The 24,240-nt window shown below is 43.3% G+C and carries 24 protein-coding genes; 21 read left to right on the forward strand and 3 right to left on the reverse strand.

Annotated features, from left to right (window positions below; all coding sequences use genetic code 11):
• Nucleotides 1-264 precede the first annotated feature (264 nt).
• A complete protein-coding gene (locus ACFORK_RS09720) occupies nucleotides 265-903 on the forward strand; it encodes a sugar O-acetyltransferase (protein ID WP_379198109.1) in 639 nt (212 codons plus the stop codon).
• Nucleotides 904-949: 46 nt separating this feature from the next.
• Nucleotides 950-2,167 (forward strand): MFS transporter, encoded by a 1,218-nt coding sequence (locus ACFORK_RS09725; protein WP_379198111.1) that lies wholly within the window; start codon nucleotides 950-952, stop codon nucleotides 2,165-2,167.
• 112 nt (nucleotides 2,168-2,279) lie between these two features.
• Here ACFORK_RS09725 and ACFORK_RS09730 read toward each other — a convergent pair whose 3' ends face one another.
• Nucleotides 2,280-2,756: a GNAT family N-acetyltransferase gene (locus tag ACFORK_RS09730; protein WP_379198113.1), complete on the reverse strand. Its 477-nt coding sequence runs from the start codon at nucleotides 2,754-2,756 to the stop codon at nucleotides 2,280-2,282.
• 131 nt (nucleotides 2,757-2,887) lie between these two features.
• Here ACFORK_RS09730 and ACFORK_RS09735 point away from each other — a divergent pair, with 131 nt between their 5' ends.
• Nucleotides 2,888-3,328 carry a MarR family winged helix-turn-helix transcriptional regulator gene (locus tag ACFORK_RS09735; protein ID WP_379198115.1) on the forward strand — a complete coding sequence of 147 codons (441 nt, stop codon included), beginning with the start codon at nucleotides 2,888-2,890 and terminating at the stop codon, nucleotides 3,326-3,328.
• Nucleotides 3,329-3,375: 47 nt separating this feature from the next.
• Nucleotides 3,376-4,158: an SDR family NAD(P)-dependent oxidoreductase gene (locus ACFORK_RS09740; RefSeq protein WP_379198117.1), complete on the forward strand. Its 783-nt coding sequence runs from the start codon at nucleotides 3,376-3,378 to the stop codon at nucleotides 4,156-4,158.
• A gap of 105 nt (nucleotides 4,159-4,263) precedes the next feature.
• Here the strand turns inward: ACFORK_RS09740 and ACFORK_RS09745 are convergent, their stop codons facing one another.
• Nucleotides 4,264-5,076 (reverse strand): class I SAM-dependent methyltransferase, encoded by an 813-nt coding sequence (locus tag ACFORK_RS09745; protein ID WP_379198119.1) that lies wholly within the window; start codon nucleotides 5,074-5,076, stop codon nucleotides 4,264-4,266.
• A gap of 339 nt (nucleotides 5,077-5,415) precedes the next feature.
• Here ACFORK_RS09745 and ACFORK_RS09750 point away from each other — a divergent pair, with 339 nt between their 5' ends.
• The 3 genes from ACFORK_RS09750 (at nucleotide 5,416) to ACFORK_RS09760 (ending at nucleotide 7,018) form a co-directional block, all read left to right on the forward strand.
• A complete protein-coding gene (locus ACFORK_RS09750; protein ID WP_379198121.1) occupies nucleotides 5,416-5,781 on the forward strand; it encodes a MarR family winged helix-turn-helix transcriptional regulator in 366 nt (121 codons plus the stop codon).
• A 16-nt stretch (nucleotides 5,782-5,797) separates the two neighbouring features.
• Nucleotides 5,798-6,799 (forward strand): LLM class flavin-dependent oxidoreductase, encoded by a 1,002-nt coding sequence (locus ACFORK_RS09755; protein WP_379198123.1) that lies wholly within the window; start codon nucleotides 5,798-5,800, stop codon nucleotides 6,797-6,799.
• Nucleotides 6,800-6,922: 123 nt separating this feature from the next.
• Nucleotides 6,923-7,018: a hypothetical protein gene (locus ACFORK_RS09760; RefSeq protein WP_379198586.1), complete on the forward strand. Its 96-nt coding sequence runs from the start codon at nucleotides 6,923-6,925 to the stop codon at nucleotides 7,016-7,018.
• A 92-nt stretch (nucleotides 7,019-7,110) separates the two neighbouring features.
• Here ACFORK_RS09760 and ACFORK_RS09765 read toward each other — a convergent pair whose 3' ends face one another.
• On the reverse strand, nucleotides 7,111-7,986 hold the full coding sequence (locus tag ACFORK_RS09765) for a LysR family transcriptional regulator (RefSeq protein WP_379198125.1): 876 nt from the start codon (nucleotides 7,984-7,986) through the stop codon (nucleotides 7,111-7,113).
• 120 nt (nucleotides 7,987-8,106) lie between these two features.
• Here ACFORK_RS09765 and ACFORK_RS09770 point away from each other — a divergent pair, with 120 nt between their 5' ends.
• The 14 genes from ACFORK_RS09770 to ACFORK_RS09835 all read left to right on the forward strand — a co-directional run bounded on the left by ACFORK_RS09770 (nucleotide 8,107) and on the right by ACFORK_RS09835 (nucleotide 24,230).
• Nucleotides 8,107-9,597, forward strand: a complete 1,491-nt coding sequence (locus ACFORK_RS09770; RefSeq protein WP_379198127.1) for a CoA transferase — start codon at nucleotides 8,107-8,109, stop codon at nucleotides 9,595-9,597.
• Nucleotides 9,598-9,631: 34 nt separating this feature from the next.
• Nucleotides 9,632-10,699 carry an NAD(P)H-dependent flavin oxidoreductase gene (locus tag ACFORK_RS09775; protein ID WP_379198129.1) on the forward strand — a complete coding sequence of 356 codons (1,068 nt, stop codon included), beginning with the start codon at nucleotides 9,632-9,634 and terminating at the stop codon, nucleotides 10,697-10,699.
• Nucleotides 10,700-10,731: 32 nt separating this feature from the next.
• The gene (locus ACFORK_RS09780) at nucleotides 10,732-11,121 is read left to right on the forward strand and encodes a tautomerase family protein (protein WP_379198131.1); all 390 of its coding nucleotides are present in this window, start codon (nucleotides 10,732-10,734) and stop codon (nucleotides 11,119-11,121) included.
• A 32-nt stretch (nucleotides 11,122-11,153) separates the two neighbouring features.
• Nucleotides 11,154-12,164, forward strand: a complete 1,011-nt coding sequence (locus ACFORK_RS09785) for an acrylyl-CoA reductase family protein (protein ID WP_379198588.1) — start codon at nucleotides 11,154-11,156, stop codon at nucleotides 12,162-12,164.
• Nucleotides 12,161-12,511 (forward strand): iron-sulfur cluster biosynthesis family protein, encoded by a 351-nt coding sequence (locus tag ACFORK_RS09790; RefSeq protein ID WP_379198133.1) that lies wholly within the window; start codon nucleotides 12,161-12,163, stop codon nucleotides 12,509-12,511. Before ACFORK_RS09785 ends, ACFORK_RS09790 begins: the two co-directional genes overlap by 4 nt.
• 438 nt (nucleotides 12,512-12,949) lie before the next feature.
• Entirely contained in the window at nucleotides 12,950-13,750 is an 801-nt protein-coding gene (locus ACFORK_RS09795) for a GNAT family N-acetyltransferase (RefSeq protein WP_379198135.1), read from the forward strand.
• Between the two features lie 46 nt (nucleotides 13,751-13,796).
• Nucleotides 13,797-16,208, forward strand: coding sequence for an excinuclease ABC subunit UvrA (locus ACFORK_RS09800; RefSeq protein ID WP_379198137.1), 2,412 nt, complete (start codon nucleotides 13,797-13,799; stop codon nucleotides 16,206-16,208).
• A complete protein-coding gene (locus tag ACFORK_RS09805; RefSeq protein ID WP_379198139.1) occupies nucleotides 16,208-17,143 on the forward strand; it encodes a serine hydrolase domain-containing protein in 936 nt (311 codons plus the stop codon). The genes ACFORK_RS09800 and ACFORK_RS09805 overlap by 1 nt, the downstream gene beginning before the upstream one ends.
• Before the next feature lie 545 nt (nucleotides 17,144-17,688).
• Nucleotides 17,689-19,560, forward strand: a complete 1,872-nt coding sequence (gene asnB, locus ACFORK_RS09810; RefSeq protein ID WP_379198141.1) for an asparagine synthase (glutamine-hydrolyzing) — start codon at nucleotides 17,689-17,691, stop codon at nucleotides 19,558-19,560.
• Nucleotides 19,561-19,994: 434 nt separating this feature from the next.
• Nucleotides 19,995-20,567 (forward strand): TetR/AcrR family transcriptional regulator, encoded by a 573-nt coding sequence (locus ACFORK_RS09815; protein WP_379198143.1) that lies wholly within the window; start codon nucleotides 19,995-19,997, stop codon nucleotides 20,565-20,567.
• A 153-nt stretch (nucleotides 20,568-20,720) separates the two neighbouring features.
• Nucleotides 20,721-21,335, forward strand: a complete 615-nt coding sequence (locus ACFORK_RS09820) for a cysteine hydrolase family protein (RefSeq protein WP_379198145.1) — start codon at nucleotides 20,721-20,723, stop codon at nucleotides 21,333-21,335.
• Between the two features lie 239 nt (nucleotides 21,336-21,574).
• On the forward strand, nucleotides 21,575-22,111 hold the full coding sequence (locus ACFORK_RS09825) for a hypothetical protein (protein WP_379198147.1): 537 nt from the start codon (nucleotides 21,575-21,577) through the stop codon (nucleotides 22,109-22,111).
• Nucleotides 22,112-22,223: 112 nt separating this feature from the next.
• Nucleotides 22,224-22,772: a hypothetical protein gene (locus ACFORK_RS09830; protein ID WP_379198149.1), complete on the forward strand. Its 549-nt coding sequence runs from the start codon at nucleotides 22,224-22,226 to the stop codon at nucleotides 22,770-22,772.
• A 195-nt stretch (nucleotides 22,773-22,967) separates the two neighbouring features.
• A complete protein-coding gene (locus ACFORK_RS09835; protein ID WP_379198151.1) occupies nucleotides 22,968-24,230 on the forward strand; it encodes a histidine kinase in 1,263 nt (420 codons plus the stop codon).
• Nucleotides 24,231-24,240 lie beyond the last annotated feature (10 nt).

Below are 24,240 nucleotides of genomic sequence, written 5' to 3' on the forward strand. Positions count from 1 at the left end.
GTTTATTAAGTGGTTGAAGAATAAACCGATTCAGCTTCAGGCGTATTCACAATCATCAAGGGGGTAAAACTATGGTATACGTTATTTTATGTGCAATCATCTGGGGAGCTGCTTATGCATGTTTGTCCTTATCTAACGAGTCTGTAGAAGTAAAACCTATTCGCTCAATTAATGATTTGTTTGAATGATGTTTAATTGAACAAAAATTTAATATTCCCACTTGGGTTCGAAGATAAAACAAACCTATATCAAGGGGTTGTATAGATGACAGAAGAAGAGCGGATTTTTCGAGGCATGTTTTTTAGTCCTGGCCACCCTGAACTAAAAAAGATCAAACGGCGTGCTCACAACCTTAGCCAACAATATAGCAGTACGTTCGAGGAGCAGACTGAAGAACGTGAAGCCATCCTTCGGCAATTGGTTGCTCGTAAGGGAGAACACGGCTTTATGCAGGGTCCAATTTTTTTTCATTATGGAGTCCATACCGAGATCGGCGATCATTTCTTCGCCAATTATAACCTTACCGTGCAGGATGATGCCAAGGTTACGATCGGAAATCACACAATGTTTGGTCCCAATGTAACCATTGTCACCCCGAGTCACCCTTTCATTGCTGCAGAGCGTCAACAGATGATTGACCAGCATGGAGATATCAAATCCTTATGTTATGCAAAGCCCGTAACTATCGGAAACAATGTATGGCTCTCTGCCAATGTGACGGTTTGTGGAGGTGTAACCATTGGTGATGGATGCGTGATTGGTGCAGGGAGCGTTGTAACACGTGACATTCCAGAAAACTCATTTGCTGCAGGTGTTCCGTGCAAAGTGATTCGTTCTATTACCGAAGCAGATAGCATGCGTTATAAGCCCGAAATATTAGGGGATTGTCATATTCTTGAATGAAATCTGTAATCGGTGGGAATGCATGTGGTAATGAAGGAGAACTACTATGGATCATAAATTAACTATTAATCAAATTAGGTTATGGCGTCTTGCAATCTACGTTATTTTTGCATTGCCGGGTTTTGCAATATCCTCCTGGATTTCACGTACGCCAACAATTCGGGATGCATTAGGTGCTACTACATTACAAATGGGCTGGATTATTTTGGGCTTGTCGGTAGGCTCCTTTATAGGTTTGTTGTCTGCTAGCCATTTGGTTGCTCATAAAGGTGGACTCTTTATTATTGCATCAGGTTTGTTACTCAGTTGTATTGGAATATTCGTTGTAGGCATAGGCGGATCATGGTTGCCCAGTAGCATCACGGTGTTTCTGGGGTTAGCAATATACGGATTCGGGCATGGGATATGCGGCGTCGCCATGAACGTGGAAGGAACAGCTATTGAAAGAACTGTACAAAAATCCATTCTGACCAGCTTTCATGCTGCTTATAGCTTCGGGATGTTATTGGGTGCATTAGCCGGTGCCGGTGCAATTAAGCTGGGGATTTCAGTTCCAATTCACATGGGTTTTGCTATTGTAGTTATCATTGTTTGTGCTTTATATTCCTGGCGGAACATACCTGAAGGCACCGGGAAAGAGAACGGAGCTGATGTTACAGAAACGCCAATGAGTGCTAAGGAACGGATGGCCGTTTGGAAAGAGCGCCGAACCATTCTGATTGGAATTATCGTCCTTGGCATGGCTTTTGCTGAAGGTTCAGCAAATGATTGGATTCCACTTATAATGGTGGATGGGTATCATGTTACACCAGCTCTAGGCTCTATTGCTTACAGTCTATTTGTAGCGGCTATGACAATATTCCGTTTAACAGGCGATTTCTTGCTTAATCGGTTTGGTAGAGTTGCTATCCTGCGACTTTCATCCATTTCAGCAATTATTGGTCTACTCATTGTAATATTTGGCCAAAGCTATCATTTTGCTATTGTTGGCGTTGTGTTTTGGGGAATAGGCGCAGCATGTGGCTTCCCGGTAGGAATGTCTGCAGCTGGAGATGATCCACGCGGTGTAGCAGCAAGAGTGGGTGTAGTATCGACGCTCGGTTATCTAGCTTCACTCGCCGGACCACCTTTAATAGGAGTGATAGGGGAGTCTGTTGGTTTGCTTCGTGCGCTCATGATTATACTTATCGCGGTAACCATTGCCGGTTTACTGTCACAGGCAGCACGGCCCATTAGTGTGACAGGAAAAACTACGGGTCAATAAAATTAGTCGAATTTAATTTCCTTTCATAGGAAACAGCGGAAGTCTGGGATTCTTTTCTCTCAGGAATTCCGCTGTTTTTTTAATAATTCATTCAAATTTAGAGGTTAGCAGATTATTTCAAAGCTTTTATATACCACGCATTCATAGCAGAATGCTCAGAACCTGACAGTGGTTCAGGTAAAAGTGTAAACCCAAATTTCTCATATAGTTTGCATGCAGCTTTTAATTCATGCTGTGTTTCTAAATAGCACTTTGTGTAATGATCGGAGGCAAATAACAAAGCTGTCTCCATGAGTTTTGTGGCAAGTCCTAAACCTTGGGCTTTGGGGGTTAAGTAGAGCTTTTGCAATTCGCATACTTGTTCATGTTCGCTGAACGGTGCTATACCTATACCACCAACAACTTCGTTTTCCATTTCTACTACCCAGTAATTTGCGTGTTTAATATTATTATAATAATGATGAAGGTCGTTAAGTTGAGGGTCAAAGTAAGCTGTCCCAGGAATATCTAAGCCAAGCGATCGTAATGAATCTTGTATGATTTTTTTGATTTGTGCATTGTCTTCATCTTTAATTTCTCGAATATTCATATTTGATCTCCTTCATTTAAATGTTAATACAATGCAAGTAATTTATACTTAGAAAGTTGACTTAGTCCACGTTTAAAAGATATAATTATGTTAATGCTAAATGTGGACTATGTCAACTAAAGGAGCATGTGATGGATAAAAAAATGATTTATGAAATCAGAGAATTCAATCGATTTTATACAAAGATACTCGGTTTGTTCAATAATCATCTTTTAGATACGAATTATTCATTAACTGAAGCAAGAGTGCTATTGGAGATAAGTGCGAGGACTGATTGTATAGCGAATCAACTCGTGCAAGAACTTAATATTGATAGAAGCTATATGAGTAGAATTTTACGTAAATTAGAGAGGGAAGAATTAATAGAGAAAAAAAGCTCAACAACGGACAGTAGAAAAAGCTTTCTCTTGTTAACAAAAAAAGGTGAGGAAATATTAGGTGAAATTCATAGGCAGTCTGATAAACAAATTGATCAATTGTACAATGGACTGAGTGATAGTGAGGTTAATGAAATTCTTAATTCGATGATGAAAATAAAAGAAAAATTAGACAGTAAAATTAAACGCACATAAAGAGCTTTAAGTGGATGTTTATTTAGACAGATAGGGAGGAACTATAAATGGATTTAGGATTAAAGGATAAAGTTGCACTAATTACAGGCGGCAGCAAAGGAATTGGACTTGAGACAGCAGTAATCTTAGCAGCGGAAGGCGCAAAGGTGGCGATCGTTGCTCGTAACGTAGAGGCGCTTCAAGCTGCGGCCCAACATATTAAAGAAACTACAGGAGCAGATGCACTTGTCATCTCCGCAGATATTTCTGTAGAAGCAGAGGCCCGTGGTGCGGTAGAACAGACTGCACAGCATTTCGGTGGATTGGATATTTTGGTCAACAATGCCGGAAGATCTGCGGCGAAGCCGTTTGAAGAGACCAGTGCCGAAAGCTGGGCAACAGATTTGGATTTGAAATTGTTAGGACCCGTCCAAAGTTCAAAGGCAGCAGTTCCTCATATGCGTCGAAGAGGTGGCGGTGCCATTCTGAATGTGACAGCGATTCAGGGAAAGACGCCATCTGCGTCGTCTTTGCCGACATCAGTCAGCCGGGCTGCAGGACTTGCGCTTACGAAGGCCATGAGCAAGGACCTTGCCGGGGATAATATTCGTGTTAACGCCGTGTGTATCGGTCTGATTCGTAGTGATCAGATTGAGCGGATGTGGCAGGCTTCAGCACCAGAGCAAAGTTGGGAGGAGTTCGCGTCCAACCCGCGCCATGGTATTCCATTAAAGCGAATAGGTCAGACGGAAGAAGCAGCGAAAGTGATTGCTTTTCTGGTGTCGGGAGCTGCCTCCTACGTGACAGGAACTGCCGTGAATATAGACGGGGGTACATCAGCTGTATTGTGAGGAAGGCCGAGCTAGAATATATCAGAAGACAAGAACATAGTTTCAAAAGAACCCGCGCCCCGCGCGGGTTTTCTTTTACGCTTTTGTATTAAATTATTTATGTCCCTATCGTTTTTTCGCTTTGATTACAAACGTTACAGGGAGCATCTTTGCTTTTTTGGCAAAATCACTGCTTTCATCATGCGATTGCAAAATATCTTCATCGGATTCCTCAATCATTTCCTCTATGACAAATCCCGCTTTTGCCAGCGCATTCACATAGGTTGATAGTTTGCGATCCGATAAGGTTATTTCACCCTCACCAAGAGATACCGAATACCAAGATTCATCGAAATAACATTTTTTAAAAGCAAGCATATCATTTTCTGCAGCAACACATTTATGTATAGGGTGAGACCAGCTGAAAATAAACATACCGTCTTGTTTAAGATAAGAAGCAATCCGGCTAAAAGTACCCTCAAGATCAGTGGTCCAGCCTATGGCATAAACGGAATAAACAAAGTCAAAATAAGCCACGGGTATGCCACATTCTTCTTCCATAGGAGAACAGATAAACTCTGCTGAAAGACCGGAGGCCTCTAAATATTGCGCCGCCTTTTCGATTTGTCGTTCTGAGATATCTGTACCCCATAGCTCAGATGCTCCCCGTTCCCCCAGATAGTGTAAGGAATGTCCGCTTCCACAGCCGATCTCCAGCACTTTTTTCCCTGAAACATCACCGAAAAGCTGGAGTTTTTCTTCTGTGACAAATGCTCCATAGAGAGGGAGCGCGGTTGCTCCTATGACGTCATTTCCTTGTGTGTCCCAAAAAACACTGTTCGTTTTATGAATAGAATCCCTATCCATGTCAACCGAGATAGCGCTACCAACCTCACCAGCACCTATAATGTTTGTTCGATAAGCAGAATTGTTAGCCATGTCGATACCCTCCCAAATATAAATAAGATGAGACAAAATGTATGTCCCGACTTGCCCGTGATGCCAATAACACATATCGAACACGAACACCTGTGCTATTGATCCCAAAATAATGTACCACTTATCTATGTGAAAATCTACCCAAAATTATCCATTCGTACATTGTAGTCAGACTTAATCTGACCGTTCTTTCAATGTAGGGTTGCATTTCTAATATAGGTTAGCTATAATCCTTGATATATCAATTGATGTATCAATGATTAATGAGGTGATAATATCGTTAGGAAATGTTCTGACCGGGAAAAGGCGTTTTATCGCTTGCATGTATTGAATAAAGAAATGAACCAAGCCTTTAGCGCACAAGTTAACACGAGCTGCACCAAGCTCGAAATACTAGACTACATTCATGATCGTGGTGAGCTTAGCCAACCTGATTTGCAAGCGTTGATTGGTCTGGATGCTGCTGCCATTACAAGGCATTTACAGCAGCTGAAGCAGCAGGAATTGATTACAACGCGCAAGAGCGAAGCCGACAAGCGGATTACGCTGCTTTCACTGACCAAGCTGGGTGAAACAGAGCTGAAAGAGCTGTGGCAGCGCAGTGAGGAATTTTACCAGAAGATGACTGATGATTTTTCTGACGCCGAAATTCAGGCACTGACCGACTTTATTGAGCGTATATCACGCAATGTACACCAGAAATAAGGAGGTTTTACAACCTATGACAACCCGCAGCACACGTTTATCGATCCTTGATTTGGCGCCGGTAATAGAGGGCAAGACGCCTGCCGATTCTTTTCGCAATTCCGTTGATTTGGCACAGCATGCGGAGAAGTGGGGTTACCACCGCTATTGGCTGGCCGAGCATCACAATTCACTAGGTGTAGCCAGTTCGGCTACTTCATTGATTATTGGGCAGATCGCTGCCAATACAACCAAAATTCGCGTAGGTTCGGGAGGCATCATGCTGCCTAACCATGCTCCGCTGGCGATTGCTGAGCAATTTGGTACGCTGGAATCAATGTTCCCGGGACGTATAGATCTTGGACTCGGTCGCGCGACAGGTGCTGATTCTTCGGCCATACGCGCACTTAGCAGAGGCTTATCTATCAACAGTAACGATTTCCCCCTACAGCTGAATGAGCTTCGTTCCTATTTCAATCCAGCGCTTGGCGGCGCGGCACCTGGCGTCAGAGCCGTGCCCGGCGAAGGCTTGGATATTCCAATTATTTTGCTCGGCTCCAGTGACTTCAGCGCACAGCTAGCAGGTCAACTGGGCTTGCCGTTTGGGTTCGCGAGTCATTTTGCGCCCGACTATTTGCTGCAGGCACTGGAACTGTATCATCGGCAATTCCGTCCTTCCGCAGCACTGGAAAGCCCGTATGTCATTGTTGGTGTCAATGTGGTAGTCGCTGCTACGGATGAGGAAGCGGAGTGGCTGGCAACCTCGCAACAAATGCAATTTTTAAGCGTACTGCGCGGCAGGAACGGTCGCTTGCAGCCACCGACTGACAAGCTGGATGAAATGTGGAATGCGCAGGAAAAGGCGGTAGTCCAAGGCAGAATGCTTCGCTATTCCGCGGTTGGCAGTCCAGAAACGGTGCGGCGCAAGCTTGAGGCTATCGTTGAACAGACAAGAGCCGATGAGTTGATTGCAGCAGCCATGATTTATGACGATCAGGCAAGATTGCGCTCGTTTGAGCTGCTTGCAGACCTATTCTAACCAAGCTGTGAACAGGGGGGAAGGGAGAGTGGACATGGAGAATTTAATTAACAGGATTAATGAACTGTCCCGAAAAGCAAATCCAGCGGCTTGAACGAGCAAGAACTTGCTGAACGCGATGGCTTGCGAAAACAATACTTGGCAATTTTCAAAAGTAACTTCCGACAGGAGCTCAATCGGATCGAATTCGTCGACGATAACACAATCAAGCACTACTAGATAATTTGAAGGCCCATGGTGTTATACGCCATGGGCCTTTTCTATTTCCGTTAATAATCTTTGATGGTTCCTCATAATCCCAGTATCAAAGATCATACTTTTACATCCAAAAGACCTAACACCCTAATAAACTCCCGGAATGCGCTCGTCTTAGCAATATCTTTATGGTAAACGAACTTTGTTGACACCTTAGCGTATTCATTTGGCAATGCAAACTGTTTGATATTTTCATCCTGATTAAGATGTTCTGCAGCAGATTTGGTTAACAGAGAGATACCCAACCCTGCTTTAACACAACCGATCATTCCATCCAATGTGTTTAGTTCCATTAATTTTGATGTACCAATCCCCTTAGATTGTAACCACTTTTCAAATGTGTCCCTGTAAAAACACCCCGACTCAAATACGATCGTTGTTTGATTCTTAAGCTGGTCAGAATCTAGATCGGATAAAATGTTTTTCTTCGCAATGATGACCAGCTCTTCCTCAAAAACCTCTATTGCCATTAACTCCGAATGATTGACTTCCCCGGCAACAAAGGCTCCATCGATCTCACGATTCAATGCTGCTTTGATAAGGTCTTCTGTGGTTCCGGTTCGAAGAGATAACTCCACCTGAGGACACTCTTCGTGATACGTCGATAAAACATGGGGTAACCGTGTAGCAACAGTAGTCTCCATAGAACCGATAGATAATGTTCCGCTTGGGAATTCTGTGCTTTTCAATGTTTTTTCCGCTTCGTCCATCAATAGTAGAACTTGTTCGGCGTAAGACAAGAGGATCTTACCTGGAGAAGTCAGTGTGACACCATATCTGTGCCGATAAAACAGTTTATTTCCATAGAATTCTTCAAGTCGTTTCATTTTTGCCGTTACATTAGATTGAACAAATTTTAAGTTCTCAGCTGTTTTTGAAATATTACCTTCTTTAGCAACTTCTTTAAAGACACGCAGATCTTCGAGATTCATTTCTTTCTCTCCCTAATCAACCTAGATATTAAAAATAATGATGCCAAACAGCAAAAACCATCATTTTACTAGATATTATATCAGATTTATAATATTCCTAGGAAGCAATTAAACGAATAATTGCTAAAGGAAATAAATCATATTATATCCAAGGAGTGGACCCACATGAGTACAAAGGTAGGAAAAACAGATGCATTTGAGGAACTGATGGCCATTCGAGATGGGGGCAAACTTTCAGAGAAGGAAGTTACCTTCACCGGGGAAGATCCTTTGTTTGAAACTCCATTTCGTATCGGGGAAACAATAGCTGATGCATTAGCTGCGCGAGCTGTTGCCGCCAATGATTTATGGGAGCTTCGAACCGGCAGAAGACAAGCTATCGATATCAATGTGAGAGCTGCCGCGGCTACATGCCTCGGGGGAGAAGATATGACTCAACGTCGCAATGCCGATGGTCAGTATCAACCGATTTCCATATCGGATGATGTGGAGCACATGGTTGCGCTAACTCAGCCCTGGAAAACGGCGGATGGACGCTGGTTCGTACCACACTTCAACCTCCCACATCTTGAACGACGGGTACTGGATGTATTGAAATGTGAGCCTACACCGGAATCTGTTGCTAAAGCCGTAAGCCAGTGGAATGCTGACGATCTTGAAGAAGCTATAGCTGCCGCAAATGCCTGTGGAGGAATTGTTCGTACTCCAGAAGAGTGGCTTAAGCATCCTCACGGTGCATATCTGGCTACACGTCCTGTGGTCGAAATCACCAAAATCGCTGATGGGGAACCGGAACCACTTCCCAGCGATGGCTCTGAGCCGTTATCTGGACTTAGGGTGTTAGACTTAACCCGTATCTTGGCCGGTCCTACTGCGGGAATTGGAATGGCCGAGCATGGTGCGGATGTGCTAATGGTCACAGCTCCCGATCTACCACAAGTAGCAGGTTTCGTTCGGGATACAAGCCATGGGAAGCGCAGTTGTTTCCTAGACTTTACTAAAGCTGATGAAGCAGCGAGACTTAGAGAATTAGTACAAGAAGCTGATGTATTCATCGAAGGATATCGTCCTCATAGTCTTGAAGCTCACGGTTTTGGGGCTGAGGAACTTGCACAACTTCGTCCAGGCTTGGTGTATGTGACTGTGAATTGTTTTGGTTCTGGAGGACCTTTTGCTTCACGCGCTGGGTGGGATCAGGTGGCTCAAGCAGTGACTGGTGTCAGCTATACTCAAGGTAATGCAATAGAGGCTGGTCAGCCTAAGTTAACGCCCGTGTATCTGTGTGATTTTCTTACCGGTTTCCTCGGCACATTCGGTGCAATGGTTGCATTAGCACGTCGTGCCAAGGAAGGGGGATCCTACAGAGTGCAGGTCTCATTGAGTCAATCAGCAATGCTCATTCAGAGACAAGGATTATTGGAACACTTTACTGATGCCCCAGGACAATTGACTCCAGAAGAGTTTGAAGCGTATGCTGTATACGATAATAATACCTCCTACGGAGATTTAAAAAGCTTAGGACCCGTGATTCGAATGAGCGAGACTCCTCCTCAGTGGTCTAGAACTACTCCGGCGCTTGGTAGTGATAAAGCTGAATGGTTGCCGCGATAAAGAAATATTTCTCGATAACAGGAGGCGTTCATCAGTGTTTGAAACGGAGTTAACACGTACGCTTAAAATTAGGTATCCAATATTTCAAGCACCGATGGCAGGTGGTCCCACAACGCCTGAGTTAGTAGCAGCTGTTTCGAATGCTGGAGGCTTGGGCAATCTAGGAGCTGGATACTTAACGCCGGAACAGATCCGAAGTACGATCCACAAGATCAGAGAACGAACAGATAAGCCTTTCGGTGTAAATTTGTTTGTGCCTGAGCAACCGGAAGAATGTGAAGAAGCAGTCGTTCAAATGATGGATCAACTCAATAAATACCATGTCAGATATGGAATTACTCAAAATCCAGTGACCCCTAAGACTTTGGTATCGTTTGATGAGCAGGTGCAAGTATTGCTTGAAGAGAAGGTTCCGGTATTTAGCTTTACTTTTGGTATACCCGCACAAGATGTGATTCAAGCCATGAAGCAGCAGGGGACAGTCGTAATAGGCACTGCAACAACAGTTGAAGAAGCTAGACATTTAGAGCTCGCTGGTGTAAATGCAATCGTAGCTCAGGGATATGAAGCAGGAGGGCATCGCGGCACATTTTTAAAAAATGTCTCTGAATCCCTGATCGGTACCATGGCCCTTGTTCCACAGATTGTGGATTACGTGTCGGTTCCGGTCATCGCATCGGGGGGCATCATGGATGGTAGGGGACTTGTTGCAAGTCTCGCATTAGGGGCTGGAGCTGTACAGATGGGAACTGCATTTCTGGCGTGTCCAGAGAGCGGTGCTCATCATACGTACAAACAGAAGATCCTCTCATCCAATGAGGACTCCACTGAAATTACATGGGCATACTCGGGAAAAGCAGCAAGAGGGATTGTAACAAAGTTTATGAATGACATGCACCAATATTCCGGAACAATCCCTGCCTACCCCATTCAAAATGCATTAACGCGAGAACTTCGACAGGCAGCCGCAAAAGCGAATGACCCTGAGTATATGTCGCTGTGGGCAGGACAGGGTCTTAGGTTAGCCAGTAAGCAACCTGCAGAAACAATCGTCAAACAAATCATCGAGCAAGCAAGTATCGTACACAAGAACTTCCGCTAGTTAATGATTCAATTAAAAAGGAGATAACAACTATGCCGTTACTTCGTTTTGATCTTATTGAAGGGCGCGATAAAGCAGAACTGAAAAAGCTTTTAGATGTTGCTCATACTGTAGTCGTAGAGGTATTCGACGTTCCTGAGCGGGATCGGTACCAAATTGTTCATGAACACCCCGTAGAGCATATGATTATTGAAGATACGGGTCTAGGATTTAACCGTACAAATAATGTGGTTGTTCTATCCGTTGTAAGCAAAGCCCGACCAAATGAGAAGAAACAAAATTTCTATTTCTTACTTTCCAAACGGCTAGAAGCTGAATGTGGTATCGCTCCAAGTGATTTGATGATAAATATCGTAGAAAATACAAGTGCGGATTGGAGTTTTGGTCTGGGCGAGGCACAATTTTTAACCGGTAAGTTGTGAGGTGGAAGTATAAAGGAGACGATTTCATGGGAATGGGAAAGACATTTCAAGCTTTAGTCGTCGATAACAACGACACTTTCTCCGTCGGTATCAAAAATGTCTCGTTCGAGCAATTGCCGGCGGGAGGTGTGCTGATTAAAGTAGCATATTCCAGCGTAAATTATAAAGACGGTTTAGCAAGTATTCCGGATGGGAAGATTGTCAGGTCGTATCCTTTTATCCCAGGCATTGATTTGTCTGGTTATGTAGTTTCCTCCGCTGACCCTAGATTTCATAAGGGTCAGCGGGTGTTGGTCACTGGTTATGGATTAGGGGTATCACACTACGGCGGATTTAGTGAATATGCGCGTGTTCCAAGTGATTGGGTTGTGCCGCTTCCAGCCGGATTGACCTTAAAAGAAGCTATGATCTACGGTACGGCTGGGTTTACTGCGGCTTTATCCATCATGCGCTTGGAAGATAACGGAGTGTCTCCAGAGAGAGGTAAGATTTTGATTACAGGAGCAACTGGTGGTGTTGGCAGTGCAGCTGTATCCATGCTGAATAAGAAAGGCTATGAAGTTGTTGCTAGCACAGGAAAGCTGGATGCTATAGAATACTTGAAGTCACTCGGAGCAAGTGAGGTTATTTCTCGCGAGGATGTTTTGGAGAACAGCGGTAAGCCGCTCAATACACAGGTATGGCAAGCCGCAGTTGACTCTGTCGGTGGTCATATGCTCGCTGCCATTCTGAGCAAAAGCACGTATGGAGGTTCTGTTGCTGTTAGCGGCTTGACGGGAGGAACAGAGGTGCCGACAACCGTGTTGCCGTTCATTTTACGGAGAGTCAATCTATTAGGTATCGATTCTGTTTATTGCTCTGCAGAGCGGAGAGTTAATCTGTGGAAACTTATGGCGCAAGATTTAAAGCCGGAACAATTGGAAGCGATGGTGGATCGTGAGGTCACTCTGCAGGAACTGCCTGAAGCGCTCTCTGATATTTTGAAATCTAATACTTGTGGCCGCATTCTGGTACGTGTGTCTCAAGAGGAGGCCAGAATATGATCATTCTAATAGATGCTTACACGGAAGAGAAACTAACGGAAAGTCTGGCAGGACATCCCGGTTTTTTTAAGCTTTTTTATGATACCGAAAATTGCGGATGCAACGGGGTGTTGGCCATCGATATTCTTGAGCAACCGCTTGACACTGACATTACGGTTACGGTAAAAAACTTCACATTTCTGATCGACAGGCAGCAGGAAAGCTTGTTCGACAATGTACTGAAGCTAGAAGCAGACCCGACATACCCGTCATTCAAGGTGACCAGTGATTCGGCATTATACAGTACCAATGTCAGAATTAGAGACGTTAGGGACATCGCTAATAGGGAGTCACTTAGAGTTAGATGAACACTGGAGTATGTGTAATAAGACAAGAACAAATACACTTAATAGCCGCGTACTTGCGGCTTTTTGTGTTTTGTCTTCAAATGATTGTTTTGTATACCGCAAACATTTATGGGGTTAGATTTAAAGCGGCATGTAGCTGGCTATGGTGATATGAAGATGATGAAGCGCGTGCTATTGGAAAAGTTAGGTAGAGTACTGGCGCACCCAAAGAATTTTGGCATCCAACAAGTATTAGAGACTATAAAGAAGTACATGGTACAGTTAATCTAATAGAAGAAGCCTGTTCTCGATTGAGAGATGCTCTCCAGCGTGAAATCGCATAGTTCAGTTAAAACCATTTATTCAATTTTATTAAATTTTCTGTATGTTATTATTAAAATCAGCAATGCAAATTATGTTGTATGAAAATACAAACCAAAGATATAACAGGGGGATATTATGAGCGGAAATAACTTTCTGAATGATGTCGCTTTTGAAAAAATTAAAACAGAAATTTTAAATACTTATAATGTAAAGAACAATGTAACAAAACCAAAGGTGATTTTTAATGAAATTGATATAGCAAATGATAAAGAGCGAATGTACGATTCATTTTCTGATTCCTACATTCCACTGAAATATATTCAATTTGCAGACGGTGAAATTGTAATTTCAGTCATATCTGACTATATAGACTTCGCAAAAGGTTTTTATCGATTATTTTCTGAAAATCTCTTCAGTGAAGAAGCTTTTGATTACGTATTTGAATTTTTAAGTGTAGAAGTGAAAAGGTTTAAATTAGCCCCTTATACAGGGCATCAGGAAAAAGAAAAATATTTATCTATATTTGGATTAAGTGCAAAAGCTAATATTACATCCTCGAACATTCAAAATTCAACGATTCCGTTCAATTCAGACACTTCAAATAAAAACATAACCCATTCATATGAAGAATTAATGCTAGATAGAGTTTATTACGGTACTTTACACGACAATAAAATTGTTTCAATTGTAGGCTGTAATAACGCACCCTCATTATCTCCTATTGTTGTGGACATTGGCCTTGAAACACATGAGGATTACAGACAAAAGGGCTACGCTCTTTCAAATGTTGCCGCAATGTCTAATTATTTAATCAGCAATGGACATGTCGTTAAATATTGTTGTAATAATAAGAATACAAATTCAATCAAAACAGCTATTTCGAGCGGGTTTAAAGTCGTTGCAAATGAAAAGACCTTTTGGTGTGTAAATCCGTGATGATTAAGCTAGCTTTAATCAATTAGTTTGAAGAAAGGGGAAGTTTATGAATCCCATTTGTATTCGTGGTGCAAAGCTACATAATTTAAAATCTCTCTCTATAGATATTCCAAAGGGAAAGTTTGTCGTCATCACTGGCGTAAGTGGTTCAGGGAAGTCAACGCTGGCGTTTGATCTCATATATCAGGAAGGTAAGCGCAGGTACGAGCGTGCAGTTGGTTCATCTTATTTTACAGAAGAGGATAGTTTCGACGAAATAACGGGTTTAGTACCTACCGTGGCAGTAGAACAGAGAATCATTCGGCAGTCAAATCCTCGAAGTCTTGTAGGAACACGCACGCGATTACTTAGTCTGATGCAAATTGTATTTTCCTTGGCGGGAAATTACCGCTGTATTTGCGGTGGTGAGACGGATGAACAAAGGCTCTGTCATGATTGTGGCCTGACGGTAGAGCCGTTACCAGCGGCATATTTTAATTTTAACTCCCCGCTTGGAATGTGTTTGAAATGTTTCGGCACAGGACAAGTATCCACCTTATCGGTAGAACAAGCAATAAGTGAGCGGAATTTCGATAGATCGTCGGTTTTGCGCGGCACACCTGGCAAGTTGAAAGATGGAGTGAAACGACTTGCGAAGGCTTACGAATTCGATCCAAATGGCTCTTACTACAACTTGTCTGATAAAGCCAAAGCCGCATATCTAAATGGAGATTTATCTGCAGGGTATGAGGGATTGATGCCTTTTTTACATCGGATCAGCATTGGGGCAGAGGGGGGCGTTTCTTCTGTTTGTCCTTCCTGTCACGGCTCTAGAATTGGGCAAGAGGCTCAAAATGTGACCATTGAGGGATTACATATAAGTGCATTAGCCGAGAAAACATTAAAGGAACAAGCGGATTTCTGGGACGATGTATCGGGTACTATACTCGAAATAGAACCGTCTCTTCAAGGCGTTCTTAAGCGAATTGTGATGCAAATCAATCATCTATGTGACGTGGGACTCTCCCATCTATCACTGTACCGGCGGATGCCGACTTTAAGCGGTGGTGAACTGCAGAGATTATTCCTCGCAGCACATCTAGAATCAGAGTTGGAAGGACTAATTTATATTTTCGATGAGCCTACCGTCGGATTACATGAAAGTGAGAAAAATCAGCTTATAAAGAGGTTGACAGAATTACAAACTCAAGGGAACAGTGTCATCGTCGTTGAACATGATCTTGGCGTTATTCGGTCAGCTGACTGGATCATTGAGATTGGACCTGGCGCTGGAGAGGAAGGGGGAAGCATTGTCTATCAGGGGAATTACGCAGGCTATCTGAATTGTACGGATTCACAAATTACCCCTTTTCTTAGTCGGGATAACGAAATGACATGTGCAGGATTTCAGAGGGAACGACAAGCTTTTACTTTCACGGATGCAGTACCAAGGCTGAAGATTAAAAACGCTACAACCCATAATTTAAAAGACATTGATGTATCCTTTCCCTTAGGGTTCATGGTAGGGGTAGCTGGAGTTTCAGGGAGCGGCAAAAGTTCTCTGATTGCCTCAACGCTAGCGCCATTGCTGACTAAATCTTTTGGTTCTGTTAGTGCTGATAATAATCAGGAAACAGATGCGGAAGATGAACAAGGGTTCGCAATAGAAGCTAAGTCCGCTGTGCTTGAAGGCACTAGTTTATTGAAAGGGGTATCATTCATTACTCAGTCGTCTATCGGACGATCAAAGACATCTACACCTGCCAGTTATATTGGGATTTGGGATAGAGTTCGAACCCTATTCGCTAATCAGAATGAAGCCAAAGAGCTGGGGCTAACCTCGGGGGATTTTTCTTTTAACTCAACTGGCGGATGCTCTGAATGTAATGGAGAAGGGACGATCAAGAAAGAAACCCGGGGATTTACATTTGTATGGCCGTGCCATGCTTGCAATGGAACTCGCTACTGTTCGGATGTGCTAGATATCACTGTTAGTGGAAAAAACATTGCAGATATATTAGAAATGTCTGTAACGGAGGCTGCGGATTTTTTTCGTAATGAGGCCGTTATTTCTGGACCACTTCAGGTACTGGAAAAGGTAGGCATGGGATATTTGAAGTTAGGCCAATCCTCTACGACCATTAGCGGCGGGGAAGCTCAACGGATTAAATTAGCCAAGGAGCTAGGACGCAGCCGTACAGGTGGGATACTATATATATTGGATGAACCAACAACCGGACTAAGTTGTGTGGACGTGGAGCGACTTATGGAAGTATTGAGAAACCTTGTTGATCTAGGCAATACGGTGCTAGTTGTTGAACACGACTTGTCCGTTTTGCGCAAATGCGATTGGCTCATTGAGATGGGACCTGGCGGTGGAGACGCAGGTGGGTTGGTCATTGCGGAAGGTACTCCCGAAACGCTTGCCTTACTACCGAATTCTATCATCGGTTCATATTTTAGAGGAGGTGGGGGTTAATGTCGTGGAATATCTTAACTCCTGACGAAGGAAGACTCGATGCCTCGAAATTGGCACTTGCGGATCGAGAGATATTCGCTAAATTCCCCAATGTCTTAAGTATGTTAATCGTGCGAGACGGATCTATTGTGTACGAGCGATATTATCGAAATATGGGCCCGGATGATGCGGTTCCAGTTATGTCGGTGAATAAAAGCATCTTATCAGCATTAATTGGAATCGCGCTTCAAAAAGGAATATTATCTAGCCTTGATCAGCCTGTGTTAGACTTTTTTCCGGAAATGGTTATTCAGGATATTGATCCAAACGTACTAATCTTGAATTTGAGGCATTTACTTACCATGAGTTCAGGGTTGTATTATCCACGTTTAGCAGGTGACTCCCAGCCAATATGGCAGAGAACGATACTTAGCCGTAATTGGATTGAATTTAGTCTGAAGTTACCTGTACGTGATGCAATGGGGATGCAAGTTAACTACAAAAATACAGATGCTCTTATACTAGCTGCTTGTTTGTGCCGGGCGACCGATGCTACAATAGGCGATTTGGCACAGGAGTGGTTATTTGAACCTCTTGGTTTAAACATTCATCAATGGGAAGCAGAAGATCCTCAAAGACTTGGCATTGGAGCTTTAAAAATGACTGCGCGGGATATGGCAACATTCGGCCAGCTTTATTTGCAGAAGGGGACATGGGAAGGGTATCAACTAATTCCTGAAGAATGGATAGTAACATCTACAAGCTCTCAACTGGGGAATTTCGGATTTTTGTGGTGGATTGAAAAGGACGGTTTTTCTGCTTCCGGCGCTGGTGGTTCATTGATCAGAGTAATTCCTGAGAAGCGAATTGTAGTCGTATTTCAAACCAAACATCTCAAGCGATTCAAGGACCCGCGAGATATTATAGATCGCTACGTAAGGGCCGCAGTATATTAGATAACAGCTGTATGCATTTTTGCTTTCATTTTTAATTCTTCTGTGTACGCTTGAGGTGTCTGTCCTTTTTTTATACAAAAACCCCCTCCAAGTTCACTTGTTTTCTCATGTTAACGCAAGGTTATTTTGAGTGTCTATTTAAAGGGGATAATACCAGACCCGCGCTAAGCGCGGTTTTTTTGTGTTAAGGGATTAAGTTCTTGTCCTTTCGTAATTAGGAGCAAGGTATGTTTGATTAAGATTTTGATCATTATTCTGGTTTGTTGCCCACATTAAGATCGGTGACGCGGGTTTACCTTATTGCTTCGGGCTACCGGCGGTTTCTTTAGTAACCTTTAGGATTACGAAAAAAATTTATTCTAGACCGTTATTAAATCAATTAGAGGATTTCTGCTAATAATATGTATAGTTGGAAATCCTCTTTGTTTATGTCTGGCGTGAAGAATTTGTGGAGAACCATGAGCGGAATTGTAATATTAACATCACGATTTGCTCAAACTTGCTCCCTAGAATGAAGAAGAGACAAACAAGTTAAGGAGCGCTTAATGATGTGTGGAATTACTGCAATATATAACCGAAATCAAGTACCTGTACAGACACAAATGCTCAGACAGATGACGGAAATCATCACTCACCGTGGGCCTAATGACTCCGGTATACATGTGGATGGACATGTGGGACTTGGCTTTCGAAGACTGAGCATCCTTGACCTGGAGCATGGCGCACAACCGATGCACAATGAATCAGGTGAAATATCGCTTATTTTCAACGGTGAAATTTACAACTACCGTGAGCTTCGTGAATCGCTACAGAAGAAGGGGGTTCACTTTCATACAGAAAGCGATACAGAGGTCATTCTTCGGTTGTACGAAGCGGAGGGAGAGCGCATTGTCAAACAGTTGCGCGGAATGTTCGGGCTTGTCATCTGGGATCAAAGGCAGCAATTGTTGCTTGCAGCCCGTGATCCGTTCGGCATCAAACCCGTTTATTACTGTGAAACGCAGAGTGGAATCATGATCTCTTCTGAGATCAAATCCCTTCTAGCATCAGGCAAGCTTGACAGGGAAGTGGACGGACAAGCCTACTCCCATTATCTGACCTTCCAATACGTTCCGGAACCGGCCACGATGTTTAAAGGCATTAATAAATTGATGGCTGGACATATGCTAATCATCAAGCAAGATCAATTCTCCATCAAACCTTACTTTCAGGCATCTTTTTACGCGGAAGACAGTGTTTCTTTTTCCGATCTTGTGGAAGAGACCCGTACAGTGCTAATGGAATCAGTTCAGCTTCACCGGAATAGTGATGTGCCCAGAGGCGCCTTCCTATCCGGAGGAATCGACTCCAGCGGTCTGGTAGGAATGCTGCAGCGTTTGGAGCCGACCCGCACTTTCTCGGTTGGTTTTGATGTTCAGGGTTACAGTGAGTTGGAGCTTGCCCGTAAGACTGCTGCTTATCTGGGTACAGAACACCATGAGGTATCAGTAACTGCTCAAAGCTACCTCGAGGTACTTCCTCATATTCTTTGGCATATGGATGAACCGGTTGCTGATCCTTCAGCAGCTGGAATTTTCGTTGTTTCTGAACTGGCAAGCAGGCATGTCAAAGTGGTTTTCTCTGGTGAAGGAGCAGACGAATTTTTCGGCGGCTATAATATTTACCGGGAACCGCAATCCTTGCGTATGTTTGACTATATGCCAGCATCAGTACGGAAGCTTGCTGGTGCAATATCTAAAGGGATGCCGGATGGAATGAAGGGGAAGAGCTTTCTGGAGAGAGGGAGTCTAAAGTTACAGGAACGTTTCTATGGTAATGCCAAGATATTTCTCGATGCCGAGAAGAGAGAAATCATGCCTGATGACCTGACGGGAGCCTTTCAGCCGGCACAAGCAGTGACCATGCCGCTTTATGAAGCTGCTACCCATTATGACGATATCACTAAGATGCAGCACATTGATATTCATACTTGGCTACGCGGTAATATTTTGATGAAAGCGGACAAGATGTCGATGGCGCATTCTATTGAGCTTCGGGTCCCCTTCGTGGATCATCGGGTCTTTGAACTGGCTTCCCGTATCCCAAGCAAATACAAAGTGAATAGGGCAACAACCAAGCTGCTTTTGCGGGAAGCGATGAAGGATTTCGTACCGCCGGATGTGCAGAGTCGCAAAAAATTGGGCTTTCCGGTTCCCATCCGTATTTGGCTCAAAAACGAATGGTACCCATGGGCTAAAGAGGTTATCGGTTCTGCGGAAGACATCCCATGGCTTAATACAAAGCAAGCGCTTGGCATGCTGGAAGATCATCGATCGGGCAAAGTGGATGCAAGCCGCAAGCTATGGACGATATTAGTATTTATTTTATGGCATCAAATGTATATTGCTGCTCCAACGATTACAGGTACATTACACTAAAGGTAACGCAGGATGATTAAAGATTCCTTTAATCCGATCTGTTACTGCTACCGTTCTTGGTAAAATTCCGACGATGCTCGTTTTCACCTTTGTTGGCGTTTCCGCAGTATCCTTGGACGAGATTAATGGTAAATATACAGAATTACACTCATTCGAGAACGATCGGTAAATAATTAATATTGACCGATCGTTCTCAATATGATAAATTTGCTTTGAAAGGAGATGGGGTAGACAAACCAAGTCAAATTAAGCTTGACCTTAGCAAGGTGTCATCATTTCAAACTACTTCAATTCGGTTGCTACTTTCTTGTCGAATGTTCGACTTAAGCTAGTGCTGAGATTGTAAGTAGCATGCTATTGCCTTTTTGAGAATGATCGTTCTAAATTATTGTGCCGATTGTTCCAGCTAATTTGTTTTGAAGGGAGGGAGAAGGATGCCCCGGACAAAGGAATTTGACGAAGATGCTGTTTTGCTTAAAGGCATGCGGTTATTCTGGGAACAAGGATATGAGAAAACATCGTTACAAGAACTAGTATCACACATGGGAATTCATAAGAGGAGCATATATGATACCTTTGGCGATAAGAAATCCTTGTATATCAAAGCATTGAAACGCTATAGCGAAAAGTTAGAGCGATCGTCTAAACTTCAGGTGGATGGGCTTTCGGCAAAGGAAGCCATTCGAGTGTTGTTTGAAAGGGTGATTCATCCGGGGGAGGAGTCACCTGTGGGCTGCTTCATAGTGAATACCGCGGTTGAGTTGGCAAAACGTGATTCAGAGGCAAGCGAGTATGTTCATCAGTTTTGGGACTATACGGAACAGTTAATACATGACCTTATCATACAAGGGCAAGAGTCGGGGGAACTTTCCAAGACACTCGACGCCAAAGGACTTTCTCAATATTTTAACAATTCACTGATAGGACTTCGCGTTATGGTGAAAACTATAAAGGACAGGGAAAAATTACAACAAATTATTGAAATGACTTTGTCTGTATTAAAATGACGATAATCTAATGATGCTATAACGCTGAATAATAAACATTAATTGTTGAACAATATCAGGATGGGCGTTTCAATGATAATGGGATCTGGAGCGAGGACATCGGGTTTCTTTTTGAATAAAAACTATTGTTAACAATAAAAGGAGTGTACATCCATGACAAACGTGTACGATAAAACAACGACAGGTCTTCTTTTGGTTGATCCTTATAATGATTTTTTGTCAGAGGAAGGCAAACTTTATCCTCGTACGAAAGAAGTATCGGAATCCGTAAACATGATTGAACATTTAAAGCAGACCGTTGAAAGTGCTCGTAAAGCCGGCATTCGTGTTTTTTATGTGCCTCATCACAGATCTGAGCCGAATGATTTTGATACTTGGCTACATCCAACGCCTTATCAACTTAAAGCAAAACAAGGTCAGGTGTTTGCTAAAGATTCATGGGGAGGCGAATTCCATCCAGATTTCCTGCCTCAACAAGGCGATGTGATTATTAAAGAGCATTGGGGCAGCAGTGGATTCGCGAACACAGACCTGGATCATCAGCTAAAGATGCATGGTGTGCAAAAAATTATCGTTGTTGGTATGTTAGCCAATACTTGCATCGAAGCGACTGCGAGATTCGGTATGGAGCTCGGCTACCACGTTACGCTCGTCAGAGATGCTACATCAGCTTTTACAAAAGAAGCACTACATGCGGCGCATGAAATTAACGGCCCGACATTTGCCCATGCCATACTCACAACAGAAGAACTTCTTGCCAAACTATAAGAATCGATTTAAAACTTCTGATTCTGACTGACGTTATTGCAGCGATCATTCTTCCAACTGGTAGTCGTAAGAATGATCGCTGTCCATATCAATTTTGTGGAAAACTTGGCTTTCAGAAGTTCATCATTTGATAAACTGACCCTTAACGTGAGAGAATGCTTCTCATTTTTTCTTGAATAAACCCGTCTAAGCAGTCTGATAATAACCATGAAATTAAATTAATGAAGGAGGCTTTTGGAATGCCCGTGATTCGCCAAGACCTTACACTTACCCAATCAGTCTGTAGTCATGTTATCGACGTTCCTGTTGAGAAAATCGATATTGGGAAGTGGTTGTTCTCGCTTTCCGATGCTGAATATCAACGATGCTGCCCCCCTGATCATATTGCAGTAGGTGTTACTCAAACGGAAGATGGTCGTCCAATGTCTATCAATGTTGAGACAATCGGCACCAGTCTCGCTGTACAGCATTATGTCGGAGAAATCGTCAATAAGGATTTTTGCCGGCTTGTCTCTACATCTGACATCTTCCTTACCAACGGAAGAACACAAATGCAAGTCATATGGGAGCTTAGCGCAAAGCCCATTAATGACAATCAGACAGAATATACGAATTCTGTAAAATCACATCCTACCGAGGATTTTTTGAAAACCATCGAAAGTCAGGGGTTAGTATTCGAAGAGGTTGCCAAAGCTAGGCAAAAAATCGTAGAGGATCACAACGAACGTGAAACACCTCTTTTTGCAGAAAGCATCGCACGTGCTGCACGAAAGTAATTTCATCTGATAGTTCGCAACCTTTGATTACGGAAACTTGAAGATTTAGTTCTAATCTTGAGAATGAACGAGTTAACGAACGAAATATTACTTTAAAGTAGGAGGCTTGTTTATGTCCAAGATTCGCGAAGACCTAACGCTCGCAAAATCAAGTTTTAGTCACATTATCGATGTTCCAGTGGAAAAGGTCGATATTGGAAAATGGATATTTTCACTTTCTGAGCCCGAATATCAACGATGCTGTCCCCCGGACCATATTGCGGTAGGAACAACCACGACGGAAGACGGACGTCCAATGTCGATAAACGTGGAGAAAATTGGCACCAGTCTCTCGATCCAGCATTATGTCGGAGAGGTCGTCGAAAAACACAAATGCCGGATGGTCTCCACGACCGATATCTTTATTACGAACGAGCAACGAACCCAAATGCAAGTGATTTGGGAGCTTAGTGTAAAACCCGTCAACGCCAATCAAACCGAATTTACAAATTTTGTGGTAACCCATCCGTCGGAACATTTATTGAGTATTTTCGAGAGTCAGGGACTTACGTTTGAGCAGGCGGCCGAGTCCCGTCAAAAAATATCGGAAGATCATAACAGACGAGAGGCTCCTCTTTTCGCAGAAAGTATCGCGCGCGCTGCACGTGGGGAAGTGCATTAGATATTAGAAGCGACAAGATCGTTATCCTACCACATTTCTTCCAAAAAACCATCGTCAGTGGAAATTGACGATGGTTTTTTCGGTTTCGGTAAACCGAAAAGGTTAGAGTTAATGTATATGAAATGATAGTCTCATCCATCATCATAGAAAAGAAACTATATGTTATACTAGCCAGTATAACGAAATTACACTTCGATGAAGGGAAGGAAAGCACCAGTGCTTCAAGATGAGAAATTCATTAAAGGGGGCGGTCCTCCATGGAAGCTCTTTTTCGGGCTCAAGCTCATATTGGGTCTACTCGTCTCCGGCATTTTTTATTTTGAGACGTCAATTGAGGCCTTTTGGCGGTTCAGTTTCCTTGTATTTTCGGTTGCTGTGTTCCTTCTCGTTAATCTGTTCTACTCCAGGGCAGAGAAGCGGAAAAAATGGATGTTTCACCTGCTGATCCTGGATTTTCTGGTATCCGCTGCTTATGGCTATATCTTTATCGGCGGATATTTTCCGAATCAGTTATTTGTTGGGGTTACGGCATTGGCGATCCTCATGTTTTTTAACAATTTCCGCATGCTTATCATAACTTGCATTTTTTTGCTGATCCTCTACCTGGTGACAATGGGTAGTGTCGACTGGTATTTATATAAGCAGTTTGACAGCATGAGTTACTTCATTACCTGCTCATTCATTATATTCGCAGGCATTGTCAGTACACTGATCCATTTCTATCAGAAGGCGCGTAAGGATACACTGATGTTATATGAACAGTTGAAGGAATCTCATGAGCATCTTCAGGAGTATGCCATCAAGGCGGAAGAATGGGCAGTCTCCAGGGAGCGTGTACGGATTGCCCGTGAGATTCATGATACGGTCGGCCACAAGCTGACGAGCCTGATTGTGCAAATGCAGGCCGCCCGCAAGCTGAGCCTGGTAGATGCCAAACGCAGTGAGAGTGTCTATCTAGAATGCGAGGACTTGGTACGTTCTGCTCTTCAGGAGGTCCGGTTTGCAGTTCGGACGATCAGGGACGAACCGGTCCAACCGATGTTTTTGCATGAAAGCCTGGACAAGCTGTCGGTGGAATTCACAAAATATGCGGAGGTTGCGACTCGCTTTGAGGTCGAAGGCAGCGCTGTGCAATTGCCGGGCGAGCTTCAACTTACTGCTTACCGCATTGTACAGGAATCGCTCACAAATGCCAAGAAACACGCCGATGCAGCACATGCCCTCATTCGGATTGGCTATTCGGAGGGTGGCTTCTCGCTTTGCATCAGCAATGACGGTGACGTGCCAGACGAAGTTAAGCCGAGCTTCGGATTATTGAATCTGCAAGAGAGAGTAAAGGAATGGAATGGCTGGGTAACCTTTGGGAAGGATGACCATATGCAGTTTGTGGTCCAAGCGAACATTCCTTACCCAAATACAGACACGGGAGGACAGGTTCTTGAGAATACTGGTAGTTGACGATCAACGG

The organism is Paenibacillus sp. GCM10012306, from assembly GCF_042649265.1.
In the GTDB taxonomy this organism is placed as follows: domain Bacteria; phylum Bacillota; class Bacilli; order Paenibacillales; family Paenibacillaceae; genus Paenibacillus_AQ.

Bases quoted from the DNA above. Each gene is read 5' to 3' on its own strand.
- ACFORK_RS09720 (WP_379198109.1), top strand. From the start codon at position 265: ATGACAGAAGAAGAGCGGATTTTTCGAGGCATGTTTTTTAGTCCTGGC.
- ACFORK_RS09725 (WP_379198111.1), top strand. From the start codon at position 950: ATGGATCATAAATTAACTATTAATCAAATTAGGTTATGGCGTCTTGCA.
- ACFORK_RS09730 (WP_379198113.1), bottom strand. From the start codon at position 2,756: ATGAATATTCGAGAAATTAAAGATGAAGACAATGCACAAATCAAAAAA.
- ACFORK_RS09735 (WP_379198115.1), top strand. From the start codon at position 2,888: ATGGATAAAAAAATGATTTATGAAATCAGAGAATTCAATCGATTTTAT.
- ACFORK_RS09740 (WP_379198117.1), top strand. From the start codon at position 3,376: ATGGATTTAGGATTAAAGGATAAAGTTGCACTAATTACAGGCGGCAGC.
- ACFORK_RS09745 (WP_379198119.1), bottom strand. From the start codon at position 5,076: ATGGCTAACAATTCTGCTTATCGAACAAACATTATAGGTGCTGGTGAG.
- ACFORK_RS09750 (WP_379198121.1), top strand. From the start codon at position 5,416: ATGAACCAAGCCTTTAGCGCACAAGTTAACACGAGCTGCACCAAGCTC.
- ACFORK_RS09755 (WP_379198123.1), top strand. From the start codon at position 5,798: ATGACAACCCGCAGCACACGTTTATCGATCCTTGATTTGGCGCCGGTA.
- ACFORK_RS09765 (WP_379198125.1), bottom strand. From the start codon at position 7,986: ATGAATCTCGAAGATCTGCGTGTCTTTAAAGAAGTTGCTAAAGAAGGT.
- ACFORK_RS09780 (WP_379198131.1), top strand. From the start codon at position 10,732: ATGCCGTTACTTCGTTTTGATCTTATTGAAGGGCGCGATAAAGCAGAA.
- ACFORK_RS09785 (WP_379198588.1), top strand. From the start codon at position 11,154: ATGGGAAAGACATTTCAAGCTTTAGTCGTCGATAACAACGACACTTTC.
- ACFORK_RS09790 (WP_379198133.1), top strand. From the start codon at position 12,161: ATGATCATTCTAATAGATGCTTACACGGAAGAGAAACTAACGGAAAGT.
- ACFORK_RS09795 (WP_379198135.1), top strand. From the start codon at position 12,950: ATGAGCGGAAATAACTTTCTGAATGATGTCGCTTTTGAAAAAATTAAA.
- ACFORK_RS09800 (WP_379198137.1), top strand. From the start codon at position 13,797: ATGAATCCCATTTGTATTCGTGGTGCAAAGCTACATAATTTAAAATCT.
- ACFORK_RS09805 (WP_379198139.1), top strand. From the start codon at position 16,208: ATGTCGTGGAATATCTTAACTCCTGACGAAGGAAGACTCGATGCCTCG.
- asnB (WP_379198141.1), top strand. From the start codon at position 17,689: ATGATGTGTGGAATTACTGCAATATATAACCGAAATCAAGTACCTGTA.
- ACFORK_RS09815 (WP_379198143.1), top strand. From the start codon at position 19,995: ATGCCCCGGACAAAGGAATTTGACGAAGATGCTGTTTTGCTTAAAGGC.
- ACFORK_RS09820 (WP_379198145.1), top strand. From the start codon at position 20,721: ATGACAAACGTGTACGATAAAACAACGACAGGTCTTCTTTTGGTTGAT.
- ACFORK_RS09825 (WP_379198147.1), top strand. From the start codon at position 21,575: ATGCCCGTGATTCGCCAAGACCTTACACTTACCCAATCAGTCTGTAGT.
- ACFORK_RS09830 (WP_379198149.1), top strand. From the start codon at position 22,224: ATGTCCAAGATTCGCGAAGACCTAACGCTCGCAAAATCAAGTTTTAGT.
- ACFORK_RS09835 (WP_379198151.1), top strand. From the start codon at position 22,968: ATGAAGGGAAGGAAAGCACCAGTGCTTCAAGATGAGAAATTCATTAAA.